Origin of the sequence: Labrenzia sp. OB1 (assembly GCF_001624695.1) — a bacterium.
GTDB lineage: Bacteria > Pseudomonadota > Alphaproteobacteria > Rhizobiales > Stappiaceae > Roseibium.
The window spans coordinates 308,789-329,572 of record NZ_JSEP01000004.1; the positions used below are offsets into that span (position 1 = coordinate 308,789).

Below are 20,784 nucleotides of genomic sequence, written 5' to 3' on the forward strand. Positions count from 1 at the left end.
TCATCGGCCCTCCCTGGCGAGGCTGAAGAACGCTCTATCCCATCGAAGGAGCGTCGGTGTGCCCCGGCGCTATCGGTTTCGGCCATTCCAACCCACCTTCTGAGGATCTCCTGACCTGCCGGCCGACGGCCCTCATCGGGAGGTCCTCGAGCTGATCGATAAACGGGCGGTGACAGATCTGCAGCTGCACGGCTCCGTCTCTCTGGTCAACCGTCTCGATCTTCCGGCGCGGGTTCTTCCGGAACATGATCTCGTCAATATATCGCTGAAGATGACGCTTGCTGAGCTGGTGATAAACGCCCAGCTGCGTTCGCTTCAATAGGGCGGTGATACTTCGACCGTGTTGGAGTGCACGTTGCCACGAACGTATTTCTTTTTCCCGTGAGTGACCGTGTCCTGCTCCTTGGCCGCCTTGCCGCTTCGACGCGTCCGCCACGCTCTGCGGCGACGGCCACCTCCGGTCGTTTCGTAGCCTTTCCACGCGGCCGATAGACATACTTGTACCGAGGATCCACGTTCTTCCGTGGATGCCCGCCCATGTAGGTCGTGTCGACCTCGACGATCCCGTCAAGCGGACTGTCGTAGCCGTCCCGGTCATCCATTAATTCCCGGATCGCGTGTGCCATCTTCCAGGCCGTCGGCTGTCGCACGTCGATCTGCTTCACCAGCATGACGGATGAGATGCCCTTGGAGGATATGAGCGTCAATTGAAACCTGAACCGCTCTAGCTCTCCGGGATCGACTGGAAGAGTTTCTTGACCTCGATCAGCGGCTGTTTCGCGGTGCTGGCTCCAAAAACCTTCAGTTCGATATCGACCTGGGCGTCGCCCTTGACGGTCGGATTGTTTTTCGCGATCCAGTTTTGAACCGTCGCGGCGAAGGGAGCCACGAAACCGGGCACGACACTCGGGTCGACCGACGATGGGGACGGCACCAGAAGGCTGACCGGTACCGCGACACGGGGAATGTCGTCCTGCCCTGGAACCATCTGATAGGAATAGCTCGCCTGCATCGAGACGTCGGCGTTTGTCTTGCCCGAACCACCTGCGTAGAGACCCTTGAAGAATGCGGTCAACAATGCGTCCAGATCTCCTTGTGCACCGGGCATACCGTTCAGCGAGAAGTCCGGATAGATCAGCGAGGGCACGATCGGATTGGCGAAGCGGACCTCCGGTGTCTGGAACAGGAAATCGGGATTGGTCGAGATGGTGTCGATGTCTTCGATGGGGAACAGGATCAGGTTGCGCTGCACGAAGAGCGTTGACCAGCCGTTCTGATAGGCCAGGACATCAAGCTTGTCCATCGCCACGATACGCGTGGAATCGCCAAGCGCATCGCTGTAGCTCAGGTAGCCCGGATCCTCGCCGGGCGGGGGCGTCGTCGTCTCGTAGACATAGGCTAGCTCCACCCCGGCCGGCAGTTTGTCCTGCGGCACGGCGGTCGCTGTGTAGGTCTCGGGCTGAATCGCGATCACCATTGCGGGCAAAGTGGTCGTACCGTTTGAAATGGTGTTGGTGATGGGGTCCCACGTGGCCTCGGTCCCGTCAATCTCCAGCCCGCGGATATTGGTCTGTGCATGCCCCTCCGGCGTGGCGTCCAGAACGGACATGAAATTGATAACCACCGTTTCCGGAGCGGCGTTCTCCATCAGGCTCTGACGCCGGAGGGTGTTGGCATAAGCCTCGGACACGGCGGCGGTCTGGGTAGCGAAAGCTTCAACCGCCTTGCGCGCACCTTCGAGTGTCGCGGGGGGCTGGTCATCCTGGCCGTTGATCTGGACCAGGTACTTGTTCATGTCGGCCAGTATTGCAGGCCAGGACGAGATGAACTGGGCAAGCGTCGAGAACAGGTCGGCCACTTGCACCGCCTTGTCCAGTGCCTGGTTGCTTCCTTCGCTCGAATTCAGCTCGATCCTGTAGCTGACGGCATCCGACGCGCCTTGCTGGTAGAGATAGGTAAAGCTGTAGTTCCACTTGCTCAGGTCTGCGGGATCCGTCGGCGGAATCGTGATCGGATGGACGGCCTGCCAGGTGCTCTGCGCTGTTTGTCCGGACACGGTCGGAGGTGTCGGCAGGTTCCGGTTGACCACCGGAACGTTGGACGTGTCTGCTCCCAGATCATACGGCAGGGGACCATTGACAAACGACAGCCAGCGCGACTCCACATACCCTTCAATGCCGGGAACATTGCTGCGGTCGAACTCCAGATGACTGATCTTGAGAGACATGTCCAACGGGACATAGGCTGTATTCAGAACCGTTTTCGATCCGAAGACAAACGCCAGACGCGGATCGACCGTTTCCTGACCGTCCTTGCTCGGGCCAAGCGGGATGCGCGCCGGCGTGAGACTGTAATTCTGGTTCAGGGGCGTACCACTGATCTCGCCGCCAGGCTGGCCGTACAGACTGTCGGGCCCGGCCGGGCCGTCGCCGCTGTCGCCACTGACATCGCTCAGTCCGAACACTATGGTAACTCCGGCGCGATAGGCGGCGCCGATCTGGTTCAGAAGCTGCTGGCGAAGCTTTTCGCCGGCGGCGGCTTTTGTCGAGGAGTCGGTGGCGGAGGTGGACAGCACCGGCAGCACCGTGGAACTTATGTTGTCCGCCAGCTGTTCCTTGGTGTTCAGGATGCTGTGAAGGCTCGGGCCGGGATCTCCGGCCCCGGGTGGCGGGGACATCGGATCGTCGAACCCGTCGATCTCGTCCAGAATGAAGATATGCGGTGCGTAATCCGCCGAGAGGATGAGGTCGAGCGCATCCAGCATCGCCTGGAACCATTGGTTCAGATCGACACCGTCGAAATTGACCGCTGTTTCTTCACCGGTGCTGTAATCGGTGATCTCAACGATCTTGCTTTCCAGCGCCTTGGCCACCGGTTTGGGAGCATAGTAGCTCGCCGTATCGCCGATGTTGAAGTGAATGCCCTTGCCTGCCGATTTGCCGAAGCGCACTGCCCAGAGTTGCTGATCCCCTTCCGCTGAATCGTCCGTGGTTTTCGCCAGCCCTTCGCCGGTTTTCAGCATCCAGTCATTTGTATCGAACAGTGTTTCGAGCGCCATGGCGAATTTGGTGAAGGCCACCCCGGCGTCCGAGTCCGCTTGCGGGAGGACGGCAGAACTGACGCTCAATCCGTTTTGCAGAGCGGCGACCGACGGCTCCGTCAGCAGCGGATTGCGATGGAAGCGCAGGGCCACATCCAGCTCGATGATATTGCCGTCGGCAATCGCGTTCACATCGACGGGCAGGGAGACCGATGCGGTTGGCTGCGGCGGCAACGACGAGCTTCCGGCAGGATTGGCGACGCTGTAGAGATAGCTGACACAGTCGGCGACGTAGGCGCGCACGTTGTCCGCGTCGTTCCCCAGATCGGTGACCGGGTCTGCAAAGAGTGAATTCGACAGGCTCATCGTCACGGCATTGCCGCTGACGCCGGGGATCTTGACCGGCAGGTCGGAACCGTAAGTCTGGTTCAACTGGAAATAGACCCGCTGGTACAATTTGAGGTCATGGGCAGCCTGTTTCTGGCCGCTTTCGCCTTCATAGGCCAGCGTGTTCAGTTCAAGACCAAGGTTCAGGCTGGGACCGGACGTGTTGTCATAAATATAGCTGGCGCGTGTATTCGGCCACTCGGCCATACCCATCAAACGGTCATTGAACAGGACTGGAACAGCTGCTCCGTTCAGCGCGCCTCCGTAGCTTTCCGCCGGCGCGGTGAATGGCGTGACGGTGGTATTTCCGAAAACATCCTGCCATCGCAGCGACACTTGCGCCGTGCTGCCGACCCCCACATAGGGGTTTTCGGATTTTGCCGGCAGGGTCGGGTCGACTGTTTCAGGAGCTGCATTGACCAGCGCCAGTCCGTCTCCGATACCGATGGATTGGCGATAGTCGTAATCCGCAAGCGCCAGCGCGGCCAGCCGGGAGTGCCGCCGGTCGACCCGGCGCAACCTGCTTTCGGCCACTGTCGCACTGTCGTCTCCCGCATCGTCGTGGTTCTGCGGACCGAACGGCGTGCCCATGGCGCTGGTCTTGAAGTAGACGTTTCGCTGCAGCCCGGCGGACAGCGATGTGTACAGACCGGACATGGTCTGATTGGCGAAAGTTGCCTTCTGCTCCGGTGTCGGGTTCGGCGGCAGGTCGGTCGGTTCGCCGAGATTGGCACGCTTCATCGCGATGCCGATGTTGCGCGGAGGCAATTGTTGACGCAGCTCGAAGACTTGCGAATTGATCGTGATCGTCTGGCTTTCGCTGAAGATGTCCGGAACGGCGCTCACGCCGCGGACGACCTGGTCCACCGTGACGCCGTAATAGGCGGCCATGCTGGGGAAGGTGTTGCCCGGCGCGGCCGCCGTATCCACCTTGTAGGTGAAATCGGGAATGTAGAAGACCGCCGCCAGCGCCACGGTGACACCGGGATTGAAGTCCGCAATCGCCTGGCCGGTAAAGGTGGACGTCGCTCCGGCGGAAAAATGGGCGGCGAGTTTGTCCAGTGTCTTGGCGGCATCAATCGCGCCGCCGTCCCGGACCAGATCGGCTTCGACCAGCTGATGCACGATCCCCGCCATCGGCAGGTCGACACCTTGCGGAACCGCGGCATCCGGATTGACCTCCGCGATACGTCCCGGTCCGGGGCCGTACATGTCGGAAAGAGCATCCAGGGTGATGCCGGCGGGCACGGGAGCGCTGGCACCCGAAGCCGATTGCGACACCGCCTGGACCACATCCCGTTCGGTATCGAGCGCATCGGTGGTCACCACGGAGTTGACGAAATTCGGCGTCGTCATGCCGAAGGTGCCAGGACCCTTCGCAGCAAAGCTGACCACCATGGACAGCGTGCCGGTGCCACTTGAATCGAAGATTGCAGAGGGAAGACCCTGCTTGTTCCGGGTCATCTCGTAATAGAGAAAATACCCGCCGCTGCGCACGGTGCTGAGCTCCCACATAAGGCGGATGAACTGGGCGGGCGGATTGGCGATGCCGCGCGGTGGCTCGGCGTCCACGCCCAACTTCGCCTGGGCGGAAATGAATCCTGCAGGGTTCGTCTCCGTCGACAGGTTGGTCTGGGTGATGAAGGACAGGAAATCCTCATCGCCCGGCGTCACCAGGGTCGGAACACCCGGTCCGTTCTGATTGTAGAGCAGGAAGATGCTGGAGGCGATGTCCTCGCCCAGCGTGTCCATCGCGGTCAGGATTTGCTCCAGAAGGATGGAATCCGCTGCCGTGGGGCCGACAAGCTCATAGACAAAGGGCAGGGATGGTGCGATCGCCGGCCCGGGGACGTCTCCCGGGTTCATTCCCTGTTTGGCGACAAGCGCTGCCGCGGGCAGCCGCTTGACCTGGAAGTCGATGCGGGTGGACCAGGCCCAGTTGTTCAAAGGTGTGCTGCTGGTGGCGTTCGTCGCAGGGTCGGTGCGCAGGACCTCAGGCGAGAATTGCGGCAACAGCGGATAGGTCGAGCTGATGCTGCCGGTTGCCGCCTCGATGCTTGCCTGACGCGCCGCCACCAGATTGGTGAGAGCGGGGGGAAGTGCCCAGATTGTCGGCTGGATCTGCGAATCGGAACTCTGTTCCGCCAGACCGGTCCCGGTGGCACCTGCGGAGCGGGTTGTCACCTCCTGGATTTTCTCCACCGAAGAACTCGACCAGCGGGCAAATCCTGAAGCCGAGAACACCCTGGCGCTGCGTTCGGTCAGTGGCAGGACCGTCAGCGAGGGATTCGGGTTGAAATTGCCCTGGACTTTCGCCCATTCCACGACGACCTCAAGCTGGGCATAGGCCTCCGACAGTGTCAGGGGCATCGGATCTGTGGTCGATACGCCGTTGAATTCGATGAAATCAAGCGGCACGCCGTGGGATTGTGCACCCCGTGCCAGATCGACGATGTAGCCGGTCGCCGACACAGGCGTTGGGAATTGCTGGCCTGTCAGCTGGTAGACACCGTAATAGTCCTGTCCCGTCGGATAGAGGAAATCTGCTGACAGTGTGAGGCCGTCCGCAACCGGCAGGCGCAGACCGTACAGCAGGAACCGGGACACCATTCCCGCCGTCTGGCCAACCTGATTGGTGGCTGCGATCGCATCCCACAGCTTCGAAACCTGCAGTGCCTGGAGATTGGCCAGCGCCAGCATTCCACCCTCGGCATCGACGGCAAACAGTGCCTCCACGTCCAGGTTCCTGTCAGTCACGGCGGTGGCGGTGGTGTTGAATGAAGCTGCAACGCTGTTGAGCGTGTCGCTGGACGCCCCGGACGTCCCCGCAGTCGTGTAGGCGATCTCGGGGACAAGCATGGTCTGCGTCGGCATGAGCAGGTTCGCCGTGTCATACAGCACGCTTTGCGCGGCAAGCGCCTCCACCGTTGTTCCGATTTCCAGTGCAATCGTCTGGAAACTGTCTCCGGTCACGGTGACATAAATCTTGGTCTCGCCCGAGCCCCAGACAAGCGACAGTTCAATCCCGCCCTGGATGAAGTGAGCTTTGGAATTGCCCAGGATCAGGTTTTCGGCCGTGGTGGTCCAGCGCGCCGGGCTGCCTGCATCACTGTTGCGGACTGCAATCGTGTTCAGCGTGTCGCCGGTCTGGATCACACTGTCCTGCGCGGGGATCGTGATGGTTTTCGCGGCCGTCAGCGGATGCTTCGCATTCGGAACGGCGATGTCGGCGGTCGTCAGAGCATTGCCGGTGATTGCGTTCAGATCACTCAGCAGCACGGACAGCTTGGTGTCCGCTGTCAATGGATAGGCATAGTCTTTCAGGGCATCCGCCGCAGCCTGAAGCAGTTGCCGGGCGATCATCGAGAAGGCATCGACGAAGACAAGCGCTGCCATGGATTCAGGTGTCGCATCGTCGTCGGCGAGCGAGACGGGGTCTTCCTGGTTCTCCGCCTCGATCCGGGCGGCTACCTCATCGAACAGCTTGCTGATCTGGCGGGCATATTCGGCGGTGGCGGTGGTGTAGGTCTCGAAGGCGACCGGTTTCGTGTCCGTCCCTCCGGCCGGATCGGGAACCGCCATGGTCAATCCGTCGAATGCCGGGAAAATGACCGAACCGTTGGTGAGTTTTTCCTTCAGTCCGGAAGATTGGGCGGTCGCCGGGTTCTCGATATTCAGCGTGAACGTGTCGCCCAGGAAGGTGAGGAGACTGGCGATATCGAAGACCTTGTTTTCGCTGTCTGCGAGACGCGTAATCCATTTGTTCAGCTGGCTTAGCGTAACCGTGGAGGCCAGTGTGGCGACGAGATCCGCCACTTCGCCTGTCTCTACGGCCATTGTGTCGATGACCCAGGGGAAATAGGCCTGTGAGAGCTGATCGAAGGACGTATTTGCCGTCGTCGATTGTCCCGTCGGATCCGGGGCGTCCATGGCCAGGAGCAAGACGAACGCTCCCTGGTTGGTCGATGCATCCTTGCTGCCTTCAGGGGCCAGCACGGTGTATTGCGCGCCTGCCATCATGGTCAGCGTCGGTTTCGTGTCCTCCCTCATCAGGCCCATGGACCTGAGACAGGGAGCGCCCACCCGCTTGGGCCGCGGGAAGACCTGACGCGCCATGAGGACGGTGGCATCGGGACCGTAGGACTGAGGACGGCTCTGGAAGAGAAGGTCCTGAGCTCCCCCGATCTGGTCCCATGGAGCCCTTTCATTGGCGCCGATCTTGAACTCCGCCGAAACGGTTGCCGAGAAGGACAGGCTGATCGATATCGAGAACAGACCCAGATTGATCTTGACCTTCAGACTGACCTCGACCGAGGCCGTCGCCGTCAGCGGAATTTCCCGGTACGCCTCGTAGGTGATCGAAATGGACAGGACGATCTTGACGTTCAGCGAAGCCGAGATGATCGCGAAATCGACGCTGCCGTAGAGCAGGCCGATGATCCCGACAGTACCCTTGACCTTGAAATAGTAATCGCTTTGCAGGGCGCCGCCGCTGGCGGCAAGCGCGAGCGCGCGGCTGCTTTGGTCATAGGGATGCCAGGGCGCGATCGTCCCTTCGATGATGCCGAAAACGGTCAGTGCAAATCCGGCTTTCAGCGGTCCCTTCTCGAAGTTGTAGCCAAGACCCAACTGCAGGCCGACGCCGAATTCGATCACCGGGTCGAATGTGCCCAGGTCGGTTTTCGGGGTCGTGGTCGAGGTCGCGTTCGACAGCTTGCCGAAGTAGAAACCGCCAGACCCCAGGACGGGGACGCCGTAGACGATCACGGAGATCGAGAAGGAACGGCGGAAATCGAGATTATAGGGGAAGCCGATATCGATGAAGAAATCACCGTTTGTATAGATCTTGATTCCCAGTTGCGGCAGCGTGATCGACACCGCGCCGAAGTTCAGATTGCGGATGATGTCCGGGAAGGTGAACTCAATCTGGTAGACCCCGATGTCGTCGGTGATCTTCTTGTACAGGATATCGATGACCAGGTTGGCAAGCCCGCCCATCTTGTCGCCCGCCAGGGCAAGGCGCAGTCCGTAAAGGTTGGGATCGTTGAACACCATCATCGCGTCGATCGACCAGGTGTCGCCCACCTTCAGGAGGCCGAAATGCCCTGCGATCAGCCAGTTGTTCGACTGGTCGTAATACGGCAGTCCCTTCGTGGGACCCTTGTCCGCATTGGGGTCGACCGGATTGGTGTCGCCGCTGGTGTTGGGAACGTTCGAAAGTGCGCAGATGACTTCCTTTGTGTTCTTGAAATCGGCGTAACCGGTGATGCCGATCCTTTGGCCCAGAACCAGAAGGAAGAGCTTGAACCATTGTTCGCCCTGCCCGGGAACCGTGGGCAGTTTGTTCACGTCCTGGCCCTTGTCCGGGTCCATCAGGTTCTTGAACGCCGGGCTTGAATCGGCGATGGGACTGGAGCCCTCGATCCCGATGGTCACCTTGCCCGATGTGTCGCGATAGAACTTGATCGCCGTGATGTTGATGAAGCCCAGATTGATCGGGCTCGACAGCTCGTAACTGGCGGAAATACGCTGGCTGAACGACAAGCCGTTCTGCAACAGGACAATCACCCGCAAGCCGTCCAGCGATATCTGGTTCAGGAAATCCCAGGGGGCGCTGAGCGTGAAATATGGATTGCCGAGCGTGCGGACCAGCGCCTGGATAAGCGATCCGATGCTCCAGCCTTTCAGGCTGAAGACCAGCTGGTTCTTGCCCTCCTGCCATTCGGCACGGAAACCTTCCCATTCAACATAAAGAACGTCGTTGCCGCCCTGACCTTTCACGGCGGGCTTGAATTCATAGCCCATGGTCAGGCGCAGATTGATCGCGGGATAGACCCAGGTTCCCTCTGCAAATCCGGAGAACTGTGTGCCTTTCGGTTTGGAGCCATCGTAGATGATGCCCAGACGGGCCGGGTCGATGCCGACTTTCTGATCGACCAGCGTGAAATACCAGCTGAAAGACGTGTTGATGTCGTAACTCGTCTGCAATTCGCCCTTCTCCGCCGGAATGACGGCATTGATGTCGAAGGTCAGCAGCTGGAGGTCGCCGGGAAAGAAATTCGGGAAGGGATAGGGCGCCAGAACGTTGAAAAACTGGTCGATCAGATCGGACACATCCAGCGGCTGCGCCAGGGAGGCGGACAGGTTCCACTGTTTCGGCGAGGCGAAACCGTCATAAGCGATGCTGGCCGAGGCGGACAATGGTCCGACGGCGAAGCCACCCATGATCGAGGCCTGCCATTGGGTGTTTTTCTCCGCGTTGGGATCTGCCACGCCCGCGGGAGTTCCCCGGAGCAGCGATGTGGCATTGCCTCCGTCTTCTTTCTGTGTCGGCGTCTTGGCTGCCACCGCTATGGTGCCGTCGGAGATCGACAGGATCGGTTTATCGTCGATTTTCAGCAGGTTCAGGTCCAGCGCGAAGCCGGAGGAGAAGTTGAAGCTCTGGGCGTTGTAGTTGACCGTCAGGCTTATGTCCGACAGCTCGAAATCGCCGATATTGTCGACATTCAGCGTGATGATTCCACCTGACAGTGTGGTCAGGAAATCGCTGAGTTTCGCGGTGCCGTCAAAGGAGGCATAGAAGATGCTTTCCGAAGTGAACTGCACCGTGAACAGCCCGTCGCCTTCACCGCCGGGCCCCTTGAACACGCTGGTGGCTAGCGTGAAACTGGTCGTGAAGTCATAGCTGTAGACCCGGGTTTCCGGTTCGAACGGGTTCTGGACCGACCACTGGAGGTCAAAGGACTGAATGGTGAAATCGAGCGTTCCCGTCGGGTCGGGAATGATTGTCCAGCTTGTTCCTTCCGAACTGCCGATCTGAACCGCCACCGCGTTGACGACGGCTTTGTCGCTGCCTGAATCGGGCAAGGGTCCGCTGATGGAAAGGCCTTTCAGCGTCACGAATGTCAGGAATTGCTGCAAGACGGCAGGCGTGGCGGAGAAATAGCTGCCCGTGCCGCCGACCAGTTCGATGATCGTGCTCGGAGATAGCGGTGTGCCGTCCTTGGTCGCGACCAGATCAATCGCGTATTCCTCGTCATCCTCCCCCTGGAGAATCTGGACCTGAAGGGTGTAGTCGGCGCCAGAATCCACCTTGCCGATGGCGATGCCGGAAGAGATGGACAGCAGCGGCGACTGGTCGCCGGCTTCCTCGTCATCCTCGATCAGCGCGATATCGAAGTCACCGGTTTCATCGGAACCGTCGGGAGGGGGAAGGGTAATGGTCACGCTGGGATCGGTGACCTTGAGATACAGGATATCGAATTCCCCGCCCTCGATCGACGCGCTCAACGTGCCGGTGGGGAACAGCACTGTCTCCGCATTGTAGGACGCCATGTCGAGGCTGCCGCTCAGCAGCAGATCGCCGGTTGGCGCCTTGAGTCCGTCAAAGAGCACGAGGAAAGGCTTTGCCGCGTCCGGAAGCGGGATCTTGCTGGCAAAGCTCTGAAAGCTTCCGCCCTTGACGTCCATACCGTCATCGCCGGTATAGGGAAACTTGCCGTCGACTGTCGAAAAGGCGAACAGGACGTCCTTGAGCACTTCGAATTGGCTGAATGGCCAACCGTTCATGAACTCGAAGGAACTGGTCCACGTCCAGTTCGCGGGTGAGCTCTGTATCTGCACCACCAGACTGCCGTCCTTGTCGCCGAAGACCATCGTGGCGTTGGAGGAAAGCGGTGCGCCGCTGGTGATGAAGGGCACATTGGCGTTGGTGACGGTAAAGCTGTTGTCGTCCCCGACTTCGCCGACATCGCCGGCGGTGGGAATCGTGATCAGGAAATCCGTCGCACTGGCGGTAAAGAAGGCTGCCGCGATCCAGCTGTCGTAGTCGGCTGGAACCTTGACGGCGTCATCGTTCAGGCTTGCTGTCAGATAGGAACTGTCGAGCGCGAATGCGTCGCCGCCTGCCGCTGCGACAAGGGCTTTTTGCAGGTTCTTGATACCGTCAGCCATTTCACGCCTTTCTGCCCTTACGCATCAGCGAACACAGCGAAATGGTCGCTGGTTTTTCGGATACGGCCATAATTATCCCAACCGGTCAGACGCTTTGCCGCACCGACGCCGGGATAGTTCGCCGCTGTCGGCGCCTGAGGCCAGCCTGCCAGAGGCGGCGCGCCGAAGCGCGACGCCATGACGATGGCGTTCGAGCCTTGGGGTGGATTGTCCGCGGGCGCATTCACCAGGTTGAACGGTGTACCGGTCACCATGTTCAAGATGGTGGTCTGGTAGTTGTTCGCGCCCTGGTGCGGCCAGACGAGTATGTTGTCGATGGCGTAGAATGGGGCTTGCGTGAAGTTGGATCCGACATAGCCGTAGCCGGGATAGTAGGCCTGGTTGTTCTGGTTCTCGGACCATAGGAAATTTGAACTCGCTGACGAGACCTTGCCTCTGATATGTGTCGAGAAATATCCCCGGTACTGGGCCACATTTTGCGCGGCATTTGCCAGAGCGCTGTCCAGCAGCGGCGTATATTGGTTCCCGCCGCCGGTGAGGGGCGCATAGGCGCCTGAGGCCGATCCGTTGGCGTTCAGGAGATTGAGGTTGAAATCCCCGCCGACGATCCTTGTCTCATTGTTCCGCAATGGGCGGACAATATCCCAGATCGTCGCGAGCTGGTTCATGTAGGCCGGTGCCGCATTGGCCTGCGGCGGCGAGTGTATTCCGAATATGGACAGGTTGCGCTGCACATTGCCATTGACATCGGCTTCGCAGAACGTGGCCATGAAAGGCTCACGCAGCCCGTTGAAATTGACCGGACCGCCGACTCCGTTGCCTGCGTTGTTGATGCGGTTGAACGCTATCCGTGCGGCAACCTCATTTTCGTTCAAGGTGCCGTTGTCCAGAGCTCCGGCCGGAATTTGCCGCACGACGCCCAGTCCCGCAGGCACCAGCATGGCGTTGAAATTGACGCCGCCCACGGAGGGATAGGCCGCCGCAACCGCCGTTCCCGGCACCGCTGATGTACCGGCATAGCCACCTGTCCAGATGTTGGGCCCGGTAAAATAGCGCCGCAGGGTGCCCGCGTCGTTCTGCCTCCGGTACAGAATTCCAACAGTTTCGGATCGCCCGCCGGTGCCGGTGTAAAGGGGCGGTACGATGTTCCAGCCCCCTGGAGCAACCAGCAGGTTCGCCGCGCTGTTCAGCAAACCCTGAAGATAGACAAGACCGTTTACCCCGGCGCTCTGGGTGGCCAGTGCATCCGGGAAATTGTCACCGCTGGAGACTTCGATGATGACCACGATATCCGGCCGCGTCGCAGTCAGGACATCGCCAAGCAGTCGCCGCTTTTGAGTCGTGGCCTGCGTGTTGGTCAGACCGCCCTGGCCGCGTGGCCGTTTCCGTGAAGCGCTGTAGAATTTGTTGATGCTGAACTTCTCGATGTTCCAGAAAAGGACACGGGTCATCTCAGCTCCTTCCTGGTGTCCGAAGTCACCTCGGCAAAGGCCAGGGACTGGTCGCATCCGGGGTTGTCATCCGCCACGTAAGCCGCGTACCAGCCAAGGCTTCCTGTGTTGTTGGGGTCGCCAAACAGGAAGAACTGGATGTTCGCCGAGGGCGGCAGTTTGACGATGCCGAAGATCTTGATCGCGATATCGTCAATCCGCAGACAATAGAAGGACGCCGGTTCATCCAGCGTGGCCACGCGGCCGGGGGCTGTCGGAACCGGCTGGCGGAGGATCGAGATCGAGCCGACCGCCACCTTGAACACACCCTGAAGACTGAACAGGCTTGCACCGGGGGCTGCTCCGGGCAGGCTCATTCCGAGGAAAACGGCATGCTGGTCGCCTTGCTGGCTTGACGGTGACCAGGCCACCAGAAGCTGGGAACTGAAACCAACCCCGGATGCCAGGGCTCCCGGACCGCCGAGCGTGATCTCGTAGACCACACCGAACCATGGATCCTCGAGGGTTGTCAGGCTCAGATCCGATGTCACCGGCAAGAACCCGAGATCGGTCGGGGTCTGGCCTCCGGCGGCATTCACGAAGCTCTTCAACTGAAGTGCGAAGCCGGAGAAAAGGCTTTCCGGACGGGGGGCCGATGCATTCACGTCCCAGGCCAGATTGTCGGTGTTCAGCGCAAACCGGATTGCATTCGGCGTAGCCGCCGGAAAGCTCATGTTTACGGAAAGATTGGAGAACGCGAGACCTTCCCCCAACTGCGCGGGCTTGGTATCCTGCGGGCTGCCGAAGGAAAGCACATCGAGCACATCGTCCTTGCCCTCCAGCTGGTTAAAATCGAACTGCCCCCAGATCAGGAACCGGCTGGCAATCGTCCGGCCCTGGTCCAGCGCTCCCAGGGTGTTGAACTGGACACGGTTGAAGGCCACTGCGGGAAGAACGTTTGAGGCATTGACCAGCACATTGGTGTTGTTCTGTTCGAACACATAGGTGGAGCGCGTGCCCTGCTTGATGTAACTGCCATCGAGCACCACACCATTGGCCGGTTGCGGCACGCCGCCGTTGTAAAGCGCTGCCGTCGTGCTGCCGAACAGCGAGTCCACCGTCAACTGGATGCGGCTTTGGAACTTTGCCAGTTTGGCGTTTTCAAACAGCGATTGCAGTTGCAGAACGGTGAAATCGAAATCGCCGTTCGTCATCACCGGTATGGGTGTTTCGGGGCTGACGCCTGTGTCCAGATTGGCCGCATAGCGGGGGTCTTCATAGTCGATCAGACCGAAGAGGCTGGAAGGGCCATCCTCCATGTTGATCTTGCCGGTCGGTTTGTCCACCGACACACGGCTGACGGTGAAGCCGAAGTGATGGGCGGCGAAGCGCGTGAAGTCGATGCCGCCGGCGAGCCCGGCAATCTCGGGCGGCAGATTTTCAGCGCTCAGATCGGCGGCGAGAACGATCACCCCGTTCCAGTCCGGGTTCGTCGCGATCTCCTTGAAGTTCTGATAGAACGCTGCGGAGCGGCCCTCGGCCTTGGCGATTCCCTTTTTGAAGTAGTCCTGCAGCCATTGCGAAAGACCCAGATAGGCGATTTCGGGCGGCGCGGCCGCGTCCCCGGTCAGCAGGGAAAAGTCCTCTGCTGACGTCCAGCGGTTGGGATTGTTCACTCTGTCCAGCAGGGAGCCGGAACAGAACTTCATGATCAGCACGTTCTTGTAGCTGGTGGCCGTCGCCCCGTTGCCGATTTCCGCCGACATGGTCCAGTCGGCAATGTTGACGGTGTTCTCGAAACAGGCGCCGGTGGCAGGGTCGCCGCCCTGGAACGGCTCCGGGTTCACGGCCACCATGAACAACTGGTTGGTCTGCAGGGCGTCCTGCATTTCCTGTGTCGGGTGCGCCAGCGAAAACGGCAGGTATTGAGGCACAACCGGCGGCGGGGAACCGCATTTGGGCATGTCGGCGCGCAAGTTCAGCGATTGCGCCATGCCGACGTTCATATAGGCGCCCGTGGCCTTTTCGTACTCGACGATAAAGCCCTGCGGGGTCGTGGCATATTCCGGATCGGGTCCCGCTCCCTTGAGCAGCAGGTTGCGCACTTGCACGCGCGCGGCCCAGGTCTCCGTCGCCAGCTTTGAAATCGTGGTCTTGCGCTCGGCCGCGATGATCTGGCTTTCGAACTGGACCACGTCGGCCGGACTGACCGTCGCGCGCGTTGCAGCGCCATAAGGGACCATCGGAAAGAGCTTCGCATTGCCCTGGGGCAGGGCCATGCCCGGCGGTGTGGAGTCCAGAACGGATACATCGTCGGGTTCGGCTTCGTTGACAGTATCTCCCTTGCCGAAAAGCCCGCTGCCCTGCGGCTCGGCGCTGTAGGCAACCGTGCTGCCGCCTGCCCGGACGGTGGACCATGCGGCCAGGTAGTCATCGGTCAACCGGGCCCTGACGGCGCCGCTCGCCGGCTTTTCGAGAGAGGAGGCCTGGAAGGGGAAGATCGGCGCGTATCCCGCTTGCGACGCGACAAGCACCAGAAGATCGTTTTCCGTTTCCGTCTTGCCGCTGTCGTAAGTATGGAAGTTCAGCGTTTCCGAGCCGAACAGCCCGCATATCAGCTTGTCCGGCAAACCTGCCGCGGCAGTCTCGACAGCGAGCCCGAACGCCCCGGTTGGTTCGAAGAAGACCGGTTCCGATCCCACCGGGTCGGCTTTCGCGGCACTGGCCGCGAAGCTGAACCCACCGGCGCCGGGAGCCGGTACAATGTCCGAGGACGCGCTGCCGGCCGCAACGAGCGACACCGGCTGCCCGGCGGATGTGCGATAGGTGCTGACAAGGGACGGCGAAGACTTGAGCGCGAACCCGGAGCGCAGGTTGCCTTCCTCGAGCAGGGTCGTCCCGATCTTCCTGTTGCACGGATCGCCCGGGTCGAAGCTGACGGCCAGGGGCAGGGTTCGGGGCAGCTCGGACAGATCGAACGCATCGTAAAAGATCGACTTCGGCGCAGTGTCTTCTCCCGCGTCCTGACTTGCCGATGTGTCCCCGAGAACGAACCGGAAGCCTTGACCGATCTGCTGTGTTGTGAACGCCTGAAGAGTGTCCAGAGTGCCATCGAACGTCACGCAGCCGGTGTTGCCGCCGGCGAACGGCACGAAGGCCCGGATGGCTGTTCCTGCTGGTGTGACCGAAACGCCGAGGGGATCGCCGCGCAGGCTGCGGAAACCGAATGTGGGAGGAATCGAGGAGGAAAATGCAAGCAGTTGCAGGCTGCTGGTGCTTTCGTCGACGGAAAGTCTGGTGCCCGTAAGAGCGTAGTAGGAGGCGTTGGTTCCGAACCGCAGATTCATGTCATCCGTGGTTTGGTAGATGCTGTTGACGAAGAAGAACGGCATCGCATAATTGTCGATGTCGCCCAGAACCAGCGGGTCGGCGTTTTCAAGCCAGAACACCACCCGGTTGTTGGTCCCGCTCTGGATGTGGTCCAGAACCTGTTGGCAGAACGCTTCGGGGTCCGTTTCCAGAAGAGACGGACGTTTCGTGCTGAAGAGGTAATGGCCGTTGTACTGGGACAGCGATTGCTCAAGACCAATGCTTTCCGGCGCCTGGACGCTCGAAGGCAGGAGGTAGCCGGACCAGCCAATGCTGCCGGCTACCTTGGTTTCGAGTGCGTTGCTGACCCCGACCCGCTCGAATTTCAGCGGCTCTGGATCGCTCATGACTGGGTCAGCCCGGGTTGATGGGGAAGATGCCCAAGGTCACGCCGGCCAGATCATACCTGGCACGGTCGTCAAGAATGGTGCCGGTGGTGATGCTCACCATGTACTGGGACGCACCGAGCGCGGCATATTGCACCGTGATGCCGGTGACCCATGTGGTCGACCCTATTGTGTAATCCTGTCCCAGCACGACGCTTTGCTGTGCCTGGGAGACAACGGGTGACCAGACCGTAATCCGTTGCTGATACTGAAACGCCAGGTAGGACGTGTTGTTGCTGTCGCCGCTCGGCGTGGTCACGACATTGGTGTTGGGGCTGGTCGGCGTGTTGGTATTGGCCAGTGCGTTGAATGTAGCCACCGGATAATCGCTGAAATCCTGGTCTCCTGACAGCAGACTTTTTTTCTCGGGCGGCGTTATGGAAAAGATGCCGAGTGTCACACCAGCCAGGTTGTATTCCCCGCGATCGTCCAGAATTTTGCCGGAAATGATTGAGACCATGTACTTGTCGGCACCAAGTGCCGAATACTGCACGGTGATGCCCTTGCACCAGGTGGTTGAGCCTATCGTGTAGTCCTGACCCAGTACCGATGTCGGCTGAGCCTGCGACACGAAGGTGTTCCATACGGGAATTCGGCCCTGATACTCGAATGTTACCGTTGTTGTGTTGTTGGGGTCTCCGGAAGGCGTTGTTACTACATTGCTGTTCGGACTTGTCGGCGTGTTGACAGACTGTGGAACTTCAAAGGCCAATACTTGTACCGTCATTTGGCTATCCTGTCTTTTCGAGGGAACTGATTTGCACCGCATGAACCGAAGGGCGTCTGGCACTTATTTTTCTCGTTATAGGGGAACTATACAGATAGCTCGCCCATGAGTCGAGTTAAAGTTACCTAGGGTTAATAGGTGAAGATCGTTGCTCGAATTCTCAGGAGGCCTCCAGTTCTCGCGATACTTTCATGTTCTTGAGCAAGGCCGTGGTGCGCGTGAATGTGCCCAGGGATTTGCCCCTCATTGGGTATTCTTCCTTGCTGTCCAGGATCATTCCATTGAGAAAGATCGTAAACTGCTGGGGGCCTTGCGGTGAGAAGCTCACGGTCAGACCTTTTACCAGCGTGAATTCTCCACCGACGATATTTTGCAGAAGAGTGACCTTCTGTGTGGCGGCTGAAACCAGCACCCGGTAATATTCGGTGTTCTGCAGGTCCAGAAACTTGACGTAGGTGGTATTGTTCAGGTCGAACGTGGCCACGGTCACTGCGTGGACGTGTGGCGTCAGGCTGGTCTTGACGGTCTGTCCGGTGTGGAGGAAGAGCGGCTCGCGTTGGATCATGAGCCGGCAGCGAGCCGATTGATCAGGCAATGATATTCGAACTTCATGGCCGCTCCTCCCGTACCCGGCCCAATGCATGCTCATTCATGAGCCCGTGACCTGGCGCGCTTTCCGGTCATATTGAACCATCAGACTGGCTTTTACGACTCCTGCGAACGTCTCCGCCAGTTTGCCGGGCGCGCCGCATCCTGCCTGGCTGGCGAAACTCAAGGGTTTATCGGATTTGGTGGAGGTAGCGCGATTTGAAAGGCGCGGCAACGCCACGCCAGAGCGTGACGGGCGGGTCTGACACCCCCGGGAAAAGGCGTGATACCGGCAGAATTTTGAACGAAACGCCGTTCAATCCAAATTTCGAAAGGATAAAAATAAACGCATGTTCAATCTGGAACGATCAGCGCTCCAAAAGTTCATTCATCCAAAAGCGTTGCCGCACCCCACGTTCATGCGAACGCTGAATGCATCAGTAGACGAGCCCCGAACAGGCTGAAACATAGTAGATCAGTCCGAGCGCAATCGCCGGAAGGCTTGCCGAGTAGGCAAGGGTCGTGAACATCTCAAGCTCCTTTGTAATGCGACAGCCGGGAATACGGAGCCGTGGAAGTCGATCTGACCCCCGAATGGCTGCTGGACGGCATCGTGAAATGCCCGCTCCCGTAAAACCCCCTGCCGCTTGATAATATGGGTACCGAAGAAGCGGAGTTCCAGAGCCGAGAGCCCGTGTTTTTGGATATGGGGTTATTTTGTCGGCGAAAAAATATTCACCCGGCCGGGAGAAACGCTCGGCGCACCGGGCAGGCACCGCAAGACCGCGAAAACGCCTCCCGGCGACACATGGGCAAGAATATTTCTGAAGACAGATGCCGAACGGCCGGCGGTTCAGGCCGCAGAACGATTATCCGGGCCGCTCAGCCCCTTCACGCCGGCCATCGGCTTCGCGGCAGGCGCCATCTCGCGAAGCTGATCGGCTTCCTTGTGCCACTTTTCGGCTTCGCGGCGTTTGACACGAGCTTCCTTGCGCCAGCGGCCCTGCTTGGCCCAGGCGCCCAGTCCGCCGACGATCACGCCGATGCCGAGGCTGGCGAAAATCACCCAGAACAACGGAATGTCGGTCAGTGTCAGCCGGGGATCGGTGGGATCGAACGGGTTGAGAGACAGGGAAACGGTGTGCCGGTTGGCAACCGAAAGAGGAACCAGAACAACCGCGATTGCGAACAATATTACGTTCTTGACGAAACGGGTCACTGGGGTCTCCCGGGTGTTGTCGGATCAGATTTCAATTTTGAACAGGCCATTGAAGCAATGCGCGGAATGTGGGCGGTCATTCGTCGCCGTGATCCACGCCACCGTTCAGCCGCAAACGCATTTCCTTGCCGGTCTTGAAGAACGGGACGAATTTCTCATCCACTTCCACCTTCTGACCGGTACGGGGATTGCGGCCGACACGCGCCGGTCTGTTCTTGACGCTGAAAGCGCCGAACCCGCGCAACTCGACGCGGTCTCCCCGCATCAGGGCCTCGGTGACCTCATCCAAGATCGCGTTGACGATATTCTCAACGTCCCGCTGATAGAGATGCGGATTCTGTTCGGCGATATGCTGAACAAGCTCAGATTTGATCATGAAGAGCCCCCTCGCTTAACGTTTATTGTCTGCCGCGTCGGAAGCCTGCCAAACGGATACCAGTCCGTCAAGCGTAAGCCCCCGTGGAATCAGCCCTTTAGCGTCATTAATGGGATTCAGCAGGGCTGAACCGATCCCTTTTCCGAATTCTCGCGACACGCGGGAGGAGAACGGAAGCTCCTCCAGGTTTTCCCTGGTCGTCCAGGTGACGACCGGAAGATCCTCCGCGACACCCTTTTCCGTCTCAAGCCAGGCGATCGCCTTGTCCTCGCCGCCGATGGCGTCGACGAGCTTTTCGCCAAGGGCGTCATGGCCGGTCAGGATGCGTCCGTTTGCAAGCTCCCGCGCCCTGGCAGGCGCCAGCTTGCGGCGCTCGGCGACAAGGCCGACGAACCAGTCGTAGGAATCCATCACCAGCGATTCCAGCATGGCGCGCGCTTCCGGTGTCGCGGGAGAATAGAAATCAGGTTCCGCTTTCAGGGGAGCGCTCTTGACGGCATCCATCTCGATGCCGACCGTCTCCAGCAGCTTCTGGACGTTGCCGAACTGGAACAGAACACCGATCGAGCCGGTGATGGTGTTGTAGCGTGCGACGATGTGATCTGCCGCGATCGCGACCATGTAGCCCGCGGATGTTCCGATCGTGCGGATTTCGGCGACCACCGGCTTTTTCTCCGCCAGTTCGCGCAGCGCCTGATACAGCGCTTCGCCGCCGGTCGTACTGCCCCCTGGCGAATTGATCGAGATCACCACACCCTTGACCGCGTCCGACTTGCCGATCTTCTCGATCATCTTGAGGGTCTTGCGGTCTTCGGTAATAACCCCTTCGACCGCGATACGCGCGATATGGGCCGTACGCTTGGAGAATTCTGCGACGCCCGACACGTAAACCAGACCACCGACAAGCACCGCGGCGATCACGATGAATGTCGCCACCCGCCAGAACGTCACTTTGCGTCTGAGGCGCCGTCTGTCTACGAGCACGTCGATATCAACGGACATGAATGCGGTGTCTCCGGACAAATCGTATCAAAACCAGCAACCTAAATAGGGTGACCCTAACGGGAATTGCAATCGCCTTCTTGGATTTACATAAGATTGCGGGTGTTTCAGGCGACTTTATGGAGAAAATTTGCAATAGCTCCGCGTGGCCTGGTTGTGCATCCGGGGCTATCGGGCAAAAGCCGGCATCACGGCGGCCCTCAATCGTCAGGCAGGATCGCGTTGCGCGGAGGCCGGCCGATGCGCGCTGCGCCTTCCCGCAGTGGAAAAGGCGAGTTGACGCCCGGGGCTGGTATCAGAGGGGGAG

The 20,784-nt window shown here is 59.7% G+C and carries 9 protein-coding genes; 1 reads left to right on the forward strand and 8 read right to left on the reverse strand.

Features of this window, described 5'->3' with window-relative positions; all coding sequences use genetic code 11:
• The first annotated feature begins 169 nt into the window (after nucleotides 1-169).
• The gene (locus OA90_RS29455; RefSeq protein WP_244274562.1) at nucleotides 170-322 is read left to right on the forward strand and encodes a hypothetical protein; all 153 of its coding nucleotides are present in this window, start codon (nucleotides 170-172) and stop codon (nucleotides 320-322) included.
• Nucleotides 323-724: 402 nt separating this feature from the next.
• On the opposite strand, the gene OA90_RS07900 is transcribed toward OA90_RS29455, so the two are convergent.
• The 8 genes from OA90_RS07900 to sppA all read right to left on the reverse strand — a co-directional run bounded on the left by OA90_RS07900 (nucleotide 725) and on the right by sppA (nucleotide 20,477).
• Nucleotides 725-11,380 carry a LysM peptidoglycan-binding domain-containing protein gene (locus OA90_RS07900; protein WP_068409159.1) on the reverse strand — a complete coding sequence of 3,552 codons (10,656 nt, stop codon included), beginning with the start codon at nucleotides 11,378-11,380 and terminating at the stop codon, nucleotides 725-727.
• Between the two features lie 17 nt (nucleotides 11,381-11,397).
• Nucleotides 11,398-12,831: an endonuclease/exonuclease/phosphatase family protein gene (locus tag OA90_RS07905; RefSeq protein WP_068409161.1), complete on the reverse strand. Its 1,434-nt coding sequence runs from the start codon at nucleotides 12,829-12,831 to the stop codon at nucleotides 11,398-11,400.
• Nucleotides 12,828-16,526 (reverse strand): hypothetical protein, encoded by a 3,699-nt coding sequence (locus OA90_RS07910; protein ID WP_068409165.1) that lies wholly within the window; start codon nucleotides 16,524-16,526, stop codon nucleotides 12,828-12,830. The genes OA90_RS07905 and OA90_RS07910 overlap by 4 nt, the downstream gene beginning before the upstream one ends.
• Nucleotides 16,527-16,533: 7 nt before the next feature.
• The gene (locus tag OA90_RS07915) at nucleotides 16,534-17,292 is read right to left on the reverse strand and encodes a hypothetical protein (protein WP_156510422.1); all 759 of its coding nucleotides are present in this window, start codon (nucleotides 17,290-17,292) and stop codon (nucleotides 16,534-16,536) included.
• A 160-nt stretch (nucleotides 17,293-17,452) separates the two neighbouring features.
• Nucleotides 17,453-17,857, reverse strand: coding sequence for a hypothetical protein (locus tag OA90_RS07920; protein ID WP_068409169.1), 405 nt, complete (start codon nucleotides 17,855-17,857; stop codon nucleotides 17,453-17,455).
• An 876-nt stretch (nucleotides 17,858-18,733) separates the two neighbouring features.
• Nucleotides 18,734-19,099, reverse strand: coding sequence for a lipopolysaccharide assembly protein LapA domain-containing protein (locus OA90_RS07925; protein ID WP_068409171.1), 366 nt, complete (start codon nucleotides 19,097-19,099; stop codon nucleotides 18,734-18,736).
• A 76-nt stretch (nucleotides 19,100-19,175) separates the two neighbouring features.
• Nucleotides 19,176-19,475 (reverse strand): integration host factor subunit beta, encoded by a 300-nt coding sequence (ihfB, locus tag OA90_RS07930; RefSeq protein WP_068409172.1) that lies wholly within the window; start codon nucleotides 19,473-19,475, stop codon nucleotides 19,176-19,178.
• Between the two features lie 15 nt (nucleotides 19,476-19,490).
• On the reverse strand, nucleotides 19,491-20,477 hold the full coding sequence (sppA, locus tag OA90_RS07935) for a signal peptide peptidase SppA (RefSeq protein WP_068409173.1): 987 nt from the start codon (nucleotides 20,475-20,477) through the stop codon (nucleotides 19,491-19,493).
• Between the last annotated feature and the right edge of the window lie 307 nt (nucleotides 20,478-20,784).